Raw genomic sequence first — 14114 nt, 5'->3', positions numbered from 1 at the left:
AGACGTGTCCCATTTTATTTTTTGGAGGTGGAACAATGAAGAGAGGGAATCCATGGGCGTTGATCCCATTTGTTGTTTTTTTAATTTTATTTATTGGTTCAGGGGTTATTACAGGTGATTTTTACGCCTTCCCTGTCATTGTAGCCATTGCTATTTCGGGCGCTGTGGCTCTGGCGATGAATCGAAAAGAACCCTTTGGGCGAAAGGTGGATATTTTTTGCCAGGGCGCAGGAAACGTAAATGTGATGCTGATGGTTGTTATTTTTCTATTGGCGGGAGCCTTTTCAGAAGTAGCAAAAGGCATGGGGGCAGTGGACTCTACTGTTAACTTTGCTTTAGCGGTTGTTCCGCAAAACTTGCTTGTCGTAGGCTTGTTCGTCATTGCCTGCTTTATCTCCCTATCCATGGGTACATCAATGGGAACGATTGTTGCATTGGCGCCAATTGGAGTGGGGATAAGCGAGCATATTGACCTTCCCATGGCTTTAGTCATGGCGGCGATTATTGGCGGTTCAATGTTTGGCGATAATTTATCCTTTATTTCCGACACAACCATTACTGCCGTTCGTTCACAGGGCGCACAAATGAAGGACAAATTTAAGGTGAATTTTTGGATTGTGCTGCCGGCAGCTATTGTAACGGGTGTTATTTTAGGGGCTATCACAATGGGGGAAACGGCGCAAGTGGAACATTTAAGCTATAATTGGGTAAAAATTGTTCCCTATGTTTTAGTCATTATTCTAGCGTTAACTGGAATGAATGTTTTTCTTGTGCTAGCACTTGGAATTGTTCTCGCTGGAGCTGTTGGCTTAGCGGATGGCAGCTATCATTTAATGAGCCTTTTGCAAAAGATGGGCGAAGGAATGGCTAGCATGTATGAAATGGCCTTTCTTGCGATATTAATAGCTGGAATGGTGGAGGTTATTAAGTTTAACGGCGGGATTGACTTTCTGCTTCACCTCGCAACAAGAAGAATTAAATCGAAAAAGGGTGCTGAATTTGGGATTGCCGGTCTTGTCGGCCTAACGAATTTATCGACGGCTAATAATACGATTGCTATTTTAATTGCTGGTCCGCTTGCAAAAAATATGGCTGATCAGTATGAAATTGAGCCGCGAAAGTCTGCAAGCATATTAGATATCTTCTCCTGTGTGATTCAAGGACTTTTGCCGTATGGAGCCCAATTCCTGGCAGCCGCAAGCGTAGCCGGAATATCGCCAGTGAGCATCGTACAATACTCTTTCTATCCAATCCTTATAGGAATCTGCGGAATCATCGCTATCCTCATCGGATACCCGAAAAAAAAGCAAGTCTGAGTTTCACCACTTTAAACAAATGGAGAGCCTATTCCGTTTGTTTAAAGCGGTAAATATTTAATATATCGGTGATTGCTCTCGAATTCATTGAAGTTTGGAACATTTGACTGCGTCCTTTCGATAGTTTACTTAGTTAGAATTTTAACTGGAATCATATTTATGGGTGTTACTCTTTCGCTTTAAATGCCGTTTGTAAAAGTCAAACTTTTACGAACGGTTATTTTTTTATCCAAAAAAGGCTGTTTTTCACTTTGTTTAAGTCTAAAAATTATTTTCGAACATTTTTGCTAGCATGGATCATACAAGAAGAGCGGGAGCGGATTCGAAGGCAGCAGCGTGAAGGAATGGATGTGGCCTATATAATTTATCCTTGTTACGATCATCCTTATAATAAAAGAGGGAAACGGACCTTCTAATTTGACTATATAGCAGATTAAATGCCGATGAAAAATTAATAGAAACCATAAAAGCAAATCCAGATGAGGATTTGCTTTTATTTTTAAGGTTTATTTAAGGTTTGGATTAAGGTGGTGTAAGGTCTAGGAATTATAATCATCATTAGTTACAAGGAGGGCATATCAATGAAAACCATTTTACAAGCAAAAAACGTTCAAAAAATATTTGATACAAAAGGAAATGTTTATAAAGCATTAGAAGATATTGATTTGAAAATTAAAGAGGGAGAATTTATCGGCATCATGGGACCTTCTGGTGCTGGGAAATCGACATTATTAAATGTTTTGTCCACTATAGATACACCAACATCAGGGGATATTATCATCAATGATCAACATATTGTGGGCATGAAAGAAAAACAATTAGCGGAGTTCCGCCGAAATCAGCTTGGCTTCATTTTTCAAGATTATAACCTTCTGGATACGTTAACGGTTAAGGAAAATATTCTACTTCCACTTGCATTATCAAAAGTTTCAACTAGTGAAATTGAAAAACGTGTTGAACAAATTGCAGAGACGTTTGGAATACGTGACATACTCGATAAATATCCCTATCACATATCAGGCGGCCAAAAACAGCGAACAGCGGCATCAAGGGCCATTATTACTAACCCAAGCCTAATATTGGCGGACGAACCAACAGGTGCATTGGACTCAAAATCCGCAACCAGCTTGCTAGAAAGTTTGTCTATGTTAAACGAACAGAATAACTCGACGATTATGATGGTTACGCATGATGCTTTTGCCGCCAGCTTCTGCAAGCGAATTTTGTTTATTAAAGATGGCAAGATCGATGTTGAGATTCATAAAATACGGCAATCCCGTGAAGAATTCTTTCAAAAAATATTAGATGTTCTCGCTTCACTTGGGGGTGGCCGTTAAATGTCGCTATTTAGCATTGCAGGGAAAAATATAAGAAAAAATTTTAAAAATTACTTTTTATATTTTGCTTCGATAACTTTTAGTATTGTGATTTACTTTACATTTGTTTCATTGAAATATGATAAAACAATCGCTGCCACGTCGGAATCTTCAACTAAAATTAGCTCCGTTTTTAATGCTGCATCGGTTGTGTTGATCATCTTTGTTGCAATTTTCATCTGGTATTCGAACTCTTTCTTTACAAGGAAACGAAAAAAAGAGATCGGACTGTATTCATTGTTAGGTGTACGCAAGAAACAAATAGGTCGAATGCTGTTTTATGAAAATTTTTTAATGGGAGTTATAGCCCTTTTTATTGGAATTTTGCTCGGTTCCATTTTATCCAAGTTTTTTGTTCTAATTTTAATGAAGGTGATGGGCTATGATGTGATCGTAAATTTTGCTGTTTCGCCTGCTGCGATTATAAACACTATTATCGTGTTTACTCTCATTACAGCTGTTACCTCATTTTACGGTTATAGATTAATTTATCGATTTAAGCTGATTGAGTTATTTCAAGCGGACAAAGAGAGAGAAAAAGAGCCAAGAGCATCTTTGTCTATTGCCGCATTATCCATTATTTTTATTGGGATTGGTTATTGGCTCGCTCTTCAAAACATAATGGAATCAGAAGTTTGGAGAAAAATCGGTTTTATGGTAACACCACTTACCATAATCATCTCCGTTATTTTAGGTACTTATTTATTGTTTAGCACATTAACTGTCTATCTATTGGGTCTTTCAAAAAAGAACAAGAGGAAATTTTGGAGAGGGATTAATTTAATAAGCACATCTCAACTTCTGTATCGCATGAAAGGTAATGCACGCATATTAACGATCATTGCCATTCTCAGTGCGACCACATTAACTGCTGTTGGGGCTTCCTATAGCTTGTATTATAACAATAAAGGGAACGCTAGGTTAGCAAATCCAAATAGCATGATGTTCATAAACAATGATGAGCATATAACGAATAAGGTGAATGATAGAATATCGCAAGAAAAGGACCATAGTGTCATCTATCATAAAATTATTCCCACCTTACAAATTGAGGTAGATACTTCTAGTTTAAATAGCAAAATGGGTGAAGTTAAAACGATTTATACTATTATCTCAAATAATGCTTTTAATGACATGGCAAACCTTCAGGGAAGAAAAGTCCATCTTTCACTGAAAGGAAACGAGGCAGCCGTACTAGATGCAGGATACTATGAAGGGTTATCACCAGAATATATAGGCTCAAGCATTCCTTTACATGTAGGTGACCTTGCAGAAGATCTTACGTTTAAAAAGCTGATGAAATATAATGTCCTTAATATTCAGACTGCAAATGTTACTGTGGTGACAAGCAATCAATTATTCTCCCAATTAGAGAAAAAAACAGACCCTGTCAACATGGAAGCCTATAAATTTTCCAATGAAGAGAGTTCAAAAGTATTAAATGAAGAGGTTCAATCTATTCTTCCTGAAGATGCAGGTTTCTCGAGTTTTTACAATGAGTATGCTCTTGGGATGGAGACAACAGGGTTAATGATCTTTATTGGTGCTTTCTTAGGTTTAGTCTTTCTTGCTGCAACGGGAAGCATCATTTACTTTAAACAGTTAACAGAGGCAAATTCTGATAAAGAGCGCTATGTGGTTCTCCACAAAATCGGCGTAAACAAAGAAGAGATCAGAAATTCAATTGCTAAACAGGTATTCTATATTTTTGTCCTGCCATTATTAGCAGGAATAGTACACAGTGCTATAGCATTAACTGCTTTATCAAGGTTAATGCAAACAAACTTGGTTATTCCTGTATTAATCTGTATCGGTGTATATATTTTCATTTACCTAATTTATTACTTATTAACAGTGCGAACCTACTACAAAATTGTGACTAAATAAAATAAGTGAGGAGTGGAACCATGAAAAAATTAATCTTAGCTGTTGGAATAGGGATAGTGATTATCGTTGGTGCTTTGATTTTTATGCAAAATGTAAATTTTAATCGAATAGGAACGGATAAATATTACACACAAATAAATGGAGAAGGAAGTAAAATGGAGGATAAAGGAAGCAATGGAGTGGTTTATGTAAGATATGAATATGAATTACCTGCTTATGATCAAGATGGCGACAAAAAAACATTAACATTTACTTCCGAAAAGCAACTACGGGAAAAAGCCTACTTACTTCTGTATACGAAAAGTGGAAAAGGAGTTACATCTTATCAGGAAATACCTGCTAAAGAATTACCTGAAAAAGCTGCCAAAATGTTAAAGTAATATTTTACCGAAATCAAGTTCAGAAGAATCCTTAATCATAAGGATTCTTTTTGGTGTACATGGAATGATAAGCCTATTATGGCATTAGATTTATTTGCTTTATAATGAAAGTACTGAAGGTATGGAGGTAGTAATGAATGACACTAAACAAAACAGTATTAATCATTGATGATGAGGAAGACATTTTAAGAATTATTAAAACGGTTCTAATAAAAGAAGGAATTGAAAAAGTTGTAACATCTACCACTGCTAAAGAAGGCTTTGCTCAATTCCAACAAACACAACCAGATCTTGTTTTATTAGATATTATGTTGCCGGATGGCGAAGGGTATGATGTATGTAAACAAATGAGAACTATCTCGAATGTGCCGATTTTATTTATATCAGCAAAAACGGAGGAGCTTGATAAGATCGTGGGCTTTGCTATAGGTGGCGATGATTATATAACGAAGCCATTTAGTCCTAAAGAAGTTGCGTATCGAGTAAAAGCGCAGTTGCGAAGAGCGGACTATACGCAAACGGATAACCAGACAGCGCCTGTTATAATAGCTGGTCCATTTAAATTAAACGAACAAAAAGCAGAGCTGTTAAAAAATGGGAAAATGATTGAATTAAAGCCGAAAGAACTCGGTTTAATGAAGTATTTCCTCCAAAATACGAATAAGGTGATTAGCAAAGAAAGGCTTTACGACACCGTCTGGGGTGAGAACTATTTTGGCTCTGATAATACGGTAATGGTACATATCCGGCGATTAAGAGAAAAAATAGAAATAGATCCCTCTGACCCTAAATTTTTAATTACTGTAAAAGGCCTGGGCTATAAATTCACTGTTGAGGATGAATAGGTCATGAAATGGAAGCTGACTGGCAGGTATATACTTTCCATCGTTTTAGTCGTTATTCTAGTTGTTTTCATAAACACTTTTATTATGCTTTCTTTAATAATGGCACAGTCTGTTTTTAATTTACCAATATTTCAAGGAGAAGAAACAACACCCGAGCAATTTGCAAGACAATTTCAAGATAAAATAAATATAGAAAATCATCATCTATCTATTACTGAATCAGGAAAAAAGGAGCTGGTTGAAAAAAACGCATGGATCCAGATCTTAGACGAGAATGGTAAAGTGATTCATAGCTATAGAACGCCAACAGGGATAAAGGAGAAATATACGCCGGCAGAAATCATTCAAACATATAAGTACAAAGAGATTGATGCAAACACTACAGTATTTGTTAGTGAGAAAAAGAAAGGAACCAATCGTTATAGTTATTTTATTGGAATAGAGAATCCCAGCTTTAATCGCTATTTTATTTCATATGACAATCGTGACATATTTCAAGTAGTTAAAATTGGCGGTATCGTTTTTATAATAGATATTTTAATCGCCTTATTGATTGGATACCTTTTTAGTAAACGTCTAACGAAGCCTTTACAAGCACTCATCAACGGAATCAAAAAATTGGCTAATAAAGATTATAATGTCAATTATGAACCTAAAGGGGTTTATAAAGATGTCTTTCATAATGTCAATTTTTTATCAAATCAACTAACAGCCAATGAAAAAGAAAGGAAGAAATTGGAGGTTATGAAGGAAGAGTGGATAGGAAACATTTCACATGATATAAAAACACCACTAGCCTCCGTACAAGGATATGCAGAATTAATAAAAGACCAAGACTATACCCCTACTTTACCGGAAATAAGAGAATACGCCGAAATTATTGAACAAAAGTCGTTGTATATAAAAGAGGTAATAGATGATCTTAATATATCGACAAGATTGAAAAATAAAGCACTGACTTTAAATAAAAAAACAGTTAACATTGTCGCTTTATTAAGACATATTGTGATTGATATATTAAATGATCCTAAATATTCTAATCGCCAGATTACCTTTCATGTAAATCAAGAGAATATTCCAATGGAAGTTGATGAAATATTGTTTCGAAGAGCTATTAATAATTTAATTTATAATGCGATTGTTCATAATGACGAAAATGTGAAAATAGATGTGTGTGTTGAAAAAGATGAACAAATATATATAAAAATAATGGATAATGGAAAAGGCATAAAGAAAGAAGAACTCGATAGAATCTTTGACCGTTATTATCGAGGAACAAATACGGGGGAAGCGCATAAAGGTTCCGGACTGGGAATGGCCATTTCAAAAGATATTATTGAAGAGCATAATGGAGAGCTTGTGGCTAGCAGTGAGATTGATCATGGAACAGAGATTGAAATTAAATTTTAAAGATCTTTGAAAAGAGAAAGTTTACTAAGCCGCTGAGTGAACAATATTTTTCGAGATAAAGCTGGATATACAATTTCTCTAAATTGTACATCCAGCTTTATTCAGTTGTAGGGTGTTTTTATGGGGCAACCCAAAAGTCGTATTCTCCAATTGAACGCAAAAAATTAGGTTTTTTACTATTCGAATTTTCTTACCGTTGTAACCGCGCATTTTTCTGACACTATCCCTTAATGAGTCGATGATCTCTCGTGTATAAAACGGCTAAAACAATGATGGCCTAGTAGACATTATCAAATAAAAAGATCCCCTGATCATTCCGTCTGGAAAACGAACAGGGGTTCATACTTGGCAATCTACATACATCAAATCACCTCTCTATTTATTTGGATGCTATTGTTTTGAACATTTCTACAAAAGTAAGTTCGCGATTCCTTTCACCTGCTTGATAAGCCTTATCCAACATTTCTAACGACTCGATAACAGATTTCCATAATTTCAACATATAAAATTACCTCCTCAATATGTGAATGACTGTCATTCATTATTGCATCTTTATTATCTCTTATTTGTTATCTTTTTACAAAGTCAATATACCTTGGAAAAACTACAATTATTGGTGATTTAAGCGAATGTAAGCGAGCATCAAAGGGGTTAATCTCATGATTTCTAAGTTTTTCTCTATATTGCTCGTATCTTTATATAGTTTGATGTGAAAAAATTTCGGAAGAAGCTTTATTAACTGGGAAGCTGCTTATTCAGCCAATAGAGGCTTATCCTCCATGTGGCAGATGTAATTGATCTTCCATAATTGAGCGCGATGGCTGAGCATCCTAGAACGAACGGATGCGTTAGTGCAATTAGAATTAAATAACTTTATTTTCTCTTTACTCCCGTATCGTTTAGCTGCTCAAGTATGCGTACACGCTAAATTTTGCGAGGAATGCAGCGTTTAATGAAATTTATTAAATAAAGCTTGTCAAGAAATATACTTAAGCCGATGACGCAGGTTAGTATGCCAAGCAGAAGTGATACAATAATAAAATAGGACTTGCTTTCAAGGAGGTAAAACATGGATTATATTGCACCGAAAGAAGCGGTGTTAAAGGTGAAACGGTGGCCTAAAGATACCATAGCGGCGGGTCGCCGTCATACCGTTGGTCTTCAATCGGACGGTACGGTGGTGGCTGTCGGTGATAATGAGTATGGCCAATGCGACATAAGCGGTTGGCGCGCCATCCAACTGCCCAGCAATTAGTTTTTGGTTGAAAGAATACAATTCCTGCAACTAATAAACCTCAAAAAAGAGTAACATAAAAGATAAAAAGTCCTTCTTCAGCTGATGAGGGCTTTCGTTTAATATTTTAATCGTGTACATAAATAATCTAATGCACATAATCAGCTCCATCAGCGAGTTGTTATGTGCATTTTTATTAAATACAGCTTGTCTTAATCTTGGGTGAATATAGAATCAAGAATAAATGAAAGAAAGGTAAAGAATGTGCAGGTTGATTGAATTTGACACTGAAGATGATGAAGCAGAGGTCTTCTAACAATAGGAGGAATGTATACAAAAAGGCTGAGTAAGTTACATCTTCTATGAAAATTTTTCGAAACAGAACTTATATTGACTTATATATTAGTCCATACTAATATGATAATATTGAATATATTAGTATGGACTAACACTTTAGGAGGCTTCGATATGAGTTGTAATTATGATGTGAAGACCAAATTCCTTCGAGGATTTGCTGATAAAACGCGGCTGCAAATATTGGATTGTATTATGGAGAAGGAAAAAAACGTTTCACAAATTGTGAGAGAGATCAATGGAAACCAGTCCAATATTTCTCAGCATTTATCATGCTTAAAGGGATGCGGAATTATCACTAGCCGACAGGATGGAAGAAGTGTTTATTATAGCATTCGAAACGAAGAAACAAGGCAGCTGCTTTCTATGTTTGACATTGTGTTGAATCAAGTAGAACAAGACGTAGCCTGCTGTGAAATAAACAAGCAGCTTTTACCAGAAGAGAAGGTGGAGGAAAATGTCTGATACTCCCAAGAGAGATTCTTGTTGTGCTAGTGATTCTTGTTCGAAAGAGCAAGCTTATTCAGGGGATAAAAAACATAAAACAGAGAGTGAACTGAAAAGCTCTTGTTGCAACACTAAGGCCCAGTCAAATATAGATGAAGCTCCTTCAACAAAAAGTATACAAATTCCACTAATTCTGATTGAATCTTCGAAAAAACAGGCAGAAGACTCTTGCTGTGCAAGCAGCTCGTGTTCTGAGACGCCAGTTCCTTCAGCAACTGGCAGCGAAGAGACGAGTTCTTGTTGTGCAGGTGATACGTCATGTGCAGTGACTAAAACAGAATCACAGCCACAAAGAAGAGTGGATGAACCTGTCAACTTGCTTGAATATCGTATACAAGGCATGGATTGTCCGGCATGCGCAGCCACTATTGAAAAAAGTCTGGTTAAGATGCCTGGTATAAAAGCGATTCAAGTGAATTACAGTACAGCCAAAATGCAAGTGACGGCAGATGAAGTTATTTCACCCTCTCTTATTGAAAAACAAGTTGAAAAACTAGGATTTAATGCTGAATCACTGGCCCGAAACGGGAAGAGCGAAACATTTACGATTGAGGGAATGGACTGCGGAGCATGCGCTGTTACCCTTGAAAAGCATATGAGAAATGTTCCAACCGTTGAAGAAGTCAGAATCAATTTTTCTACAGGGAAAATGCAGATCACACATGACTTAAGTGTGGAAGCTATTGCAAAAGAAGTAGCAAATGCTGGATTTGAAGCGGTATTATCTGCAGGCAGAAAGAATGAAGTTCCTATCCATAAAAAAAGGGCATCTACCACAACCATTTCTGGTATTCTGTTAGCCCTCGGATTTTTGGGGTCATTTAACGGAGTGACTCCATCGCTTATTACGGTATTGTATGGGCTATCGATTCTTATTGGTGGATACAAGCCTGCAAGAAGCGCTTACTATGCAATCAAAAGCAGATCATTAGACATGAATGTTTTAATGATATCGGCAGCCATTGGAGCTGCATTGATTGGCGAATGGTTTGAAGGGGCAACCGTTGTCTGGTTATTTGCTGTAGGTGCCGCTCTGCAAAATAAATCAATTGAACGAACAAGAGAGTCTATTCGTGGACTAATGAATTTAGCTCCGCAAGAAGCCTGGATTAAAGTAGGCCAAAGTCTGTCTCGCAAACCGGTAGAAACCATTCGAATCGGTGACATCGTTGTCATTAAGCCCGGCGAGAAAATTCCTTTGGATGGAGAGGTCATTGCAGGGGCTTCTACTGTCAATCAGGCACCGATAACGGGAGAGTCCCTTCCAGTGGACAAAAACATACAGGATGTTGTCTATGCTGGGACTGTCAATGAAAGTGGATCGTTAGAAGTCAAAGTTACGAAGCTTGTCAAAGATACAGCCATCGCACGAATTATCCATCTTGTAGAAGAGGCCCAGGAACAAAAAGCGCCGACTGAGGCATTTATTGATCGTTTTGCGAGAATCTATACACCGGTTGTTTTTATGCTGGCGATCATTCTCATGGCTATTCCTCCTTTGCTTGGCTGGGGCTCATGGGGAGAGTGGTTCTATAAGGGACTTGAACTTTTAGTGGTTGCCTGTCCTTGTGCACTTGTTATCTCAACACCAGTGGCGATTGTGTCAGCCATAGGCAATGCAGCAAAGAATGGCATTCTAATTAAAGGCGGCACGTTTTTGGAAACGGCAGGAGCTTTAAATGCTATTGCGTTTGATAAGACAGGAACCCTGACGGAAGGGAAACCGCAGGTCTCCAGTCTACACGTAGTAAATGGAACAGAAGAGGAACTGCTTGCCATTGCCCGAACGATTGAAGAACACTCTCAGCATCCTATCGCTTCAGCTATTGTGATATATGCTTCAGAGCGAGGAGTTTCTGCTTTATCGGGGGAAGATTTCACGGCGATTGCAGGAAAAGGGGCGAAAGCAAATATTAATGGAATCGACCATTTTGCCGGAAATCCGAAATTATTCCGAGAACTGAGCGTCTCATTAGGAGATATGGAAAGTCGGATTCAATCTTTGCAGGATGAGGGGAATACATTAGTAATTGTAGGCACACATTCGAAAATCCTTGGAATGATTGCAGTCGCTGATACCATTCGGAATTCTACAGCAAAAGCATTAAAAGGTATTAAGAGTGTAGGGGTGGAACAAGTTGTCATGCTGACGGGTGACAATGAAGGAACCGCCAAAAAAATCAGTTCTCAAGCGGGGGTAGATCGTTTCTTTGCTGAATTAATGCCCGAGGACAAAGTTAACGTCGTTAAGCAGCTTCAAAATGAAGGGAAAATCGTAGCAATGGTTGGCGATGGCATTAATGATGCCCCGGCGTTAGCGACAGCTGATCTAGGGATTGCTATGGGGGGAGCTGGAACAGACACAGCAATGGAAACAGCAGATATTGTGCTCATGGCTGATAATTTAGAAAAACTTCCTCATACCGTGAAGTTAAGCCGAAAAGCTTTGAACATTATCAAACAAAATATATGGTTTTCTTTACTGACAAAGCTCGCTGCGCTTATCTTAATTTTCACCGGTGATCTTACGTTGTGGATGGCTGTGATGAGTGATACAGGTGCAGCTATACTAGTCATTTTAAACAGCATGAGGTTGCTTCAGCTTAAAAACTAGATAGAAGGGATAGGATTCCCCTCTATCATACATGGAACTGGGCAGGACATTTTGCATTTTTAACTAAAGCGGCCTGCTTTAGTTCTCACTCTATTCATTTTCTTACCGCCAGTAGTTGGACAGATGTGTTGTTAGTTGGCGGCTGGTTTTCAAAAGATAAAAAAAGCTGGCTGTCATGGTTATTTCCATGTACTGGGCATTAATATTGAGTATTTATTAAAAGAATGATCACAAGAATACTGCACTTCAACACTTAAATATGGTGACTGAATAAGTAAATAACACCGATACCCAGCAATAATAGAAAAAAAGAAGCGAAGAAGTGTACCTTTTTGTAAGTAGCGATAATAAATTCCCAAACAGCGGTAAAACTTAAAAAACCTATAGAAATGCCCAAAATAAGCCCATTCAATTTGAGTGTCAGATTTAAAAAGCTGCCCATAATCGAGAATAAAAGAAAAAAGCCAGATAGGATTAAACAAATGGAAAGAAAGAGCGAAAAATTAAATTGCTGTCTTCTTGAATTTAATAAGGAGACCATAATCGCTAACCCTTCTGGTACTTGATGCAGCAAAATAGCTGTTACGAAAGATGAAGACAGTAGTTGATTATCCAGAGTTGAACCTATAGCTAAGCCAGTCGGAATATTATGAACAGTGATTGCAGTAACTAAGAATACTACCGATCTGTAACGAAAAGAAGGCAATTGATCGAAAAAATTGTGAAGACAGATGCATAGCAGTATGCCTAATGAAGTACCAAGCACAATACTAATTAAACCAAATTCTGTAACAGAATGTGGAACCAGCTCTAACATAATCAATCCTACTAATACTCCTCCACAGAGAAGATACAAATGCTGTACTTTTATTCTGGAAAATTTATAAAGGAACAAAGCAACAAGCGCTCCAAAGCTAGTTCCCAAAAAAATATAACAACTAAGTAAATAATTAGCTGTACTCATAGTTGCCTCCTATTAAAAAAGATAGTTTATTCTTATTCAAGTCGTTGGACAAATAGTCAACGATTAACATGTAATTCTACACACCTTTTAGTTCGAGTCATGTTGGCTAGTTAAACCATAGAACCAAATAGTATACAGATAAATGCTTCATCTAATATTTGTTAAGGGTGAGATAATATGTACCATACAGTCGTAATAGGGGCCGGACAAGCAGGGTTAGCCATGGGTTATTATTTAAAACAACTGAAACAACCTTTTATCATTTTGGATAGAGCCCAAAAGGTGGGGGAAGAGTGGAGCAAGAGATACGACTCTTTAGTCTTATTCACACCAAGGGGATACAGCTCTTTACCGGGTTTGAGAATGGAGGGTGAATCACAAGGTTTTCCTTCGAAAGATGAGGTAGCAAGGTACCTGAACACCTATGCAAGTGTTTTTGATTTGCCTATTCAGTTGAACACAGAAGTAGAGCATGTATGGAAGGAAAATAACCATTTTTCCATTAAAACCAATCGTGAGGAATTCAAAGCAACAAATGTGGTCGTTGCAACGGGGCCTTTCCAGAAACCAAGAATCCCTGACTTTGCGAAGAATCTATCGGTGGACATTATTCAGCTCCATTCTTCTCAATATAAAAACCCAGCTGATCTTCAAAAGGGAACTGTGCTGGTCGTTGGGGGTGGAAATAGTGGTGCTCAAATAGCAGTGGAACTTTCGAAAGAGAGGGAAACCTATCTATCGATCAGTCAAAAGATGAGATTTCTGCCGTTGAAAATAGGAAACAAGAGCATTTTTTGGTGGTTAGATAAGATTGGTATATTGAAAGCTTCCCATAATTCTTGGATTGGTCGAAGAGTACAGGCAAGGGGGGACACGATTTTTGGTTCTGAATTAAAAGAAGCAATTGGAAACGGACGTATCACCCTTAAGGAGCGAACGGTTCATGGCAATGAAACCATCCTGCAATTCAAAGATCAATCTGCCCTTGAAGCACAAAATATTATTTGGGCTACGGGTTTTATATCGGATTATAGCTGGCTTGATATTAAAGGTGGGTTTAACGATAGAGGAACGCCTATTCATCATAGAGGGAAGACAAGTGTACCTGGTCTTTACTTTTTAGGCTTGCCCTGGCAGCATCGTCGGGGGTCTGCGCTCCTTCAGGGAGTGGGAGATGACGCTGAGTACATAATGCATGATATCCAAATAAGAAGTTAAAATAAAAAC

General features: G+C 37.6%; 12 protein-coding genes and 1 pseudogene. 10 read left to right on the top strand and 3 right to left on the bottom strand.

The features are described from left to right. Positions 1-35 precede the first annotated feature (35 nt). Together MKZ02_RS15880 and MKZ02_RS15875 are read left to right on the top strand one after the other, a co-directional pair. The gene (locus MKZ02_RS15880; protein WP_340854450.1) at positions 36-1316 is read left to right on the top strand and encodes a Na+/H+ antiporter NhaC family protein; all 1281 of its coding nucleotides are present in this window, start codon (positions 36-38) and stop codon (positions 1314-1316) included. Positions 1317-1897: 581 nt separating this feature from the next. Beyond that, positions 1898-2653: an ABC transporter ATP-binding protein gene (locus MKZ02_RS15875; RefSeq protein WP_340854448.1), complete on the top strand. Its 756-nt coding sequence runs from the start codon at positions 1898-1900 to the stop codon at positions 2651-2653. A 92-nt stretch (positions 2654-2745) separates the two neighbouring features. On the opposite strand, the gene MKZ02_RS15870 is transcribed toward MKZ02_RS15875, so the two are convergent. Continuing rightward, a complete protein-coding gene (locus MKZ02_RS15870) occupies positions 2746-2871 on the bottom strand; it encodes a hypothetical protein (protein ID WP_340856479.1) in 126 nt (41 codons plus the stop codon). On the opposite strand from MKZ02_RS15870, the gene MKZ02_RS15865 reads away from it, so the two are divergent. From MKZ02_RS15865 to MKZ02_RS15850, 4 genes are all read left to right on the top strand, one after another. Next, positions 2843-4579: an ABC transporter permease gene (locus MKZ02_RS15865; protein ID WP_340856421.1), complete on the top strand. Its 1737-nt coding sequence runs from the start codon at positions 2843-2845 to the stop codon at positions 4577-4579. The two genes, MKZ02_RS15870 and MKZ02_RS15865, sit on opposite strands and share 29 nt — an antisense overlap. 20 nt (positions 4580-4599) lie before the next feature. Then, positions 4600-4959 (top strand): YxeA family protein, encoded by a 360-nt coding sequence (locus MKZ02_RS15860; RefSeq protein WP_340854447.1) that lies wholly within the window; start codon positions 4600-4602, stop codon positions 4957-4959. Positions 4960-5096: 137 nt separating this feature from the next. After that, complete coding sequence (locus tag MKZ02_RS15855; protein ID WP_340854445.1) at positions 5097-5804, top strand: response regulator transcription factor; 708 nt, start codon at positions 5097-5099, stop codon at positions 5802-5804. 3 nt (positions 5805-5807) lie between these two features. Further along, positions 5808-7214: a sensor histidine kinase gene (locus MKZ02_RS15850; RefSeq protein ID WP_340854443.1), complete on the top strand. Its 1407-nt coding sequence runs from the start codon at positions 5808-5810 to the stop codon at positions 7212-7214. Positions 7215-7593: 379 nt separating this feature from the next. Here MKZ02_RS15850 and MKZ02_RS15845 read toward each other — a convergent pair whose 3' ends face one another. Further along, positions 7594-7716: a hypothetical protein gene (locus MKZ02_RS15845; protein WP_259455748.1), complete on the bottom strand. Its 123-nt coding sequence runs from the start codon at positions 7714-7716 to the stop codon at positions 7594-7596. A gap of 567 nt (positions 7717-8283) precedes the next feature. On the opposite strand from MKZ02_RS15845, the pseudogene MKZ02_RS15840 reads away from it, so the two are divergent. The 3 genes and pseudogenes from MKZ02_RS15840 to MKZ02_RS15830 form a co-directional block, all read left to right on the top strand. After that, positions 8284-8451: pseudogene (locus MKZ02_RS15840) on the top strand (RCC1-like domain-containing protein); the annotation flags it as partial. A 465-nt stretch (positions 8452-8916) separates the two neighbouring features. Further along, a complete protein-coding gene (locus MKZ02_RS15835) occupies positions 8917-9267 on the top strand; it encodes an ArsR/SmtB family transcription factor (protein WP_120037588.1) in 351 nt (116 codons plus the stop codon). 175 nt (positions 9268-9442) lie between these two features. Continuing rightward, on the top strand, positions 9443-11923 hold the full coding sequence (locus MKZ02_RS15830) for a heavy metal translocating P-type ATPase (RefSeq protein WP_445324340.1): 2481 nt from the start codon (positions 9443-9445) through the stop codon (positions 11921-11923). Positions 11924-12176: 253 nt separating this feature from the next. Here the strand turns inward: MKZ02_RS15830 and MKZ02_RS15825 are convergent, their stop codons facing one another. After that, positions 12177-12887 (bottom strand): ZIP family metal transporter, encoded by a 711-nt coding sequence (locus MKZ02_RS15825; protein WP_340854438.1) that lies wholly within the window; start codon positions 12885-12887, stop codon positions 12177-12179. A 177-nt stretch (positions 12888-13064) separates the two neighbouring features. On the opposite strand from MKZ02_RS15825, the gene MKZ02_RS15820 reads away from it, so the two are divergent. After that, entirely contained in the window at positions 13065-14105 is a 1041-nt protein-coding gene (locus MKZ02_RS15820) for a flavin-containing monooxygenase (RefSeq protein WP_340854436.1), read from the top strand. The last annotated feature ends 9 nt before the right edge of the window (positions 14106-14114 follow it).

The organism is Pseudobacillus sp. FSL P4-0506 (assembly GCF_038003025.1).
In the GTDB taxonomy this organism is placed as follows: Bacteria; Bacillota; Bacilli; order Bacillales; family Domibacillaceae; genus Pseudobacillus.
The sequence above is the reverse complement of the archived record's forward strand: the minus strand, read 5'-3'. Positions and strand labels throughout refer to the sequence as shown.